General features: G+C 72.1%; 2 protein-coding genes. One reads left to right on the top strand and one right to left on the bottom strand.

Annotated features, from left to right (window positions below; all coding sequences use genetic code 11):
* Window positions 1-304: 304 nt before the first annotated feature.
* On the bottom strand, window positions 305-715 hold the full coding sequence (locus E2651_RS42955; protein WP_135336688.1) for a helix-turn-helix domain-containing protein: 411 nt from the start codon (window positions 713-715) through the stop codon (window positions 305-307).
* A gap of 64 nt (window positions 716-779) precedes the next feature.
* Here E2651_RS42955 and E2651_RS42960 point away from each other — a divergent pair.
* Window positions 780-1,873 (top strand): winged helix DNA-binding domain-containing protein (locus tag E2651_RS42960; RefSeq protein WP_135336689.1); only part of this gene is annotated, 1,094 nt, incomplete at its 3' end.

Genomic DNA, 1,873 nt, shown 5'->3' on the forward strand with positions numbered 1-1,873 from the left:
GCCTTAGCCCATTGGGGGGACGGGGGGTGGGGCGCCCGCTTGACGCGTGCCGGGCCGCCGCCCCGGCACTGCCCCGGCACTGCCGGACGAGAGGGCGCGCGGGGCCGCGCAGCCCCCTCCACCGCGCGGCACCGCACACGTGGCTTTGCTCACGCGAATTCGCCTTGGTCTGAACTTACGTGACGCCAGGGGCGGGATCGAGCCAGTCCGGATAACGATGCGGAATCAACGCGCCCTGGTTCGGCATCACTTGCTTAACGATCGGCTCGCGGGGCAACCTTCGGGGCGATTCCGACGTCGGGCCTCAGGCGACTTTGCCCGTCGGGCCCCCGGTGACCTTGTCGCACTTGCCCTGCCGGTTGGCCACCAACTGGCGCATGTGCTCGTCACCCCACAGCCCCAGCGGAATCAGCGCGGCGTTCAGGGACTCGCCGAGGTCCGTCAGCGAGTACTCGACCTTGGGCGGCACCTCCCGGTACACCTCGCGGTGCACGATGCCGTCGGTCTCCAGCTCGCGCAGCTGCTGGATGAGGACCTTCTCGCTGATGCCGCTGATGTGCCTGCGCAGCTCGCCGAAGCGCAGGACCTTGCCCGCGTACAGCGCCCAGAGGATCATCGGCTTCCACTTGCCGCCGACGACGTCCACGGCGGCGTCGAGCCCACAGGCGTACAACGGCTTGCTCTCCTTATTGCCCTCCGCACCGGTCTTCGGCATGGTCCACTCCTCATATCCGTACGTACGGCCGCCTGCCCGATCGACAGTACAGAGGAGACCGCCGATGAGCGTCGCTGTTTCATGGAGCGCGGCCAACGCCCGGCGCGTGGAACGGCAGTTCCTGCGTGCGCCCGCGAAGCCGGGCGAGGCGACGCCCGCCGACGCCGTCGACGCGATGCTCGCCGCGCAGGCGCAGGTACTCTCCGCCGCCGAACTCTCCGTGGGCGTACGGCTGGACGGCACGACCCGGCAGGACGTGCGGGACGCACTGTGGGGCGATGCTCCGAGCCTGGTCAAGACGTTCGGGCCGCGGGGCACGATCCACCTCCTGCCGACCGCCGAACTCCCCCTCTGGACAAGTGCGTTGCCCGCCGTACCCGGTCGCCCGAGCCCCTTCAAGGCGGAGGCGGGCATGACGCCCGGACAGACGGAGGAGGTCGTCGCGGCCATCGGGGCGGCGCTGGACGGGGCCCAACTGACCATCGACGAGCTGAGCGACGAGGTGGTGGCGCGGACCGGCCCCTGGGCGGGCGACCTGGTGACGCCCGCGTTCCAGGGCATGTGGCCGCGCTGGCGCCAGGTCATGCACAAGGCGGGCCAGCGCGGCGCGCTGTGCTTCGCGCCGAACCGCGGCCGCAAGGTGACGTACACCCGCCCGCCGCAGCTCGAGTCACCCCTGGACGCTGAGACGGCGTCGGCCCGTCTGGTCCGGCGCTTCCTGTCCGCGTACGGCCCGGCGACGCCGCGCGAGTTCGCCAAGTGGCTGTCGGGACCGGCGGGTTGGGCATCGGGGCTGTTCGACTCCCTCGCCTCGGCCGGGGAGATCGAGGCGGTCGACATGGACGGTGAACCCGCGTCGTGGGTGGTGGCGGGCGACACGGCCTTCCCGGAGGAGCCGGTGCGGGGCGTGCGGCTCCTCCCCTACTTCGACGCGTACGTCATCGCCTCCCACCCCCGCGCCCGCCTCTTCCCCGGCCGGGCCTACGAGCGAGCCCTGGCAGGCGGCCAGGCGGGCAACTTCCCGGTGCTCCTGGTGGACGGAGTCGTGGCGGGCGTCTGGCACCAGCGCCGCGCGGGCCGGCGGACGACCGTCACGGTCGAGCCGCTGGGTCCCTTGACCGCGCGGCAGGAGCGGGGTCTTGCGGGGCAGGTGGAGCG

Origin of the sequence: Streptomyces sp. MZ04 (genome assembly GCF_004684775.1) — a bacterium.
Classification (GTDB): domain Bacteria; phylum Actinomycetota; class Actinomycetes; order Streptomycetales; family Streptomycetaceae; genus Streptomyces.

Coding starts and splice junctions, on each gene's coding strand:
- E2651_RS42955 (WP_135336688.1), bottom strand. CDS start 715: ATGCCGAAGACCGGTGCGGAGGGCAATAAGGAGAGCAAGCCGTTGTAC.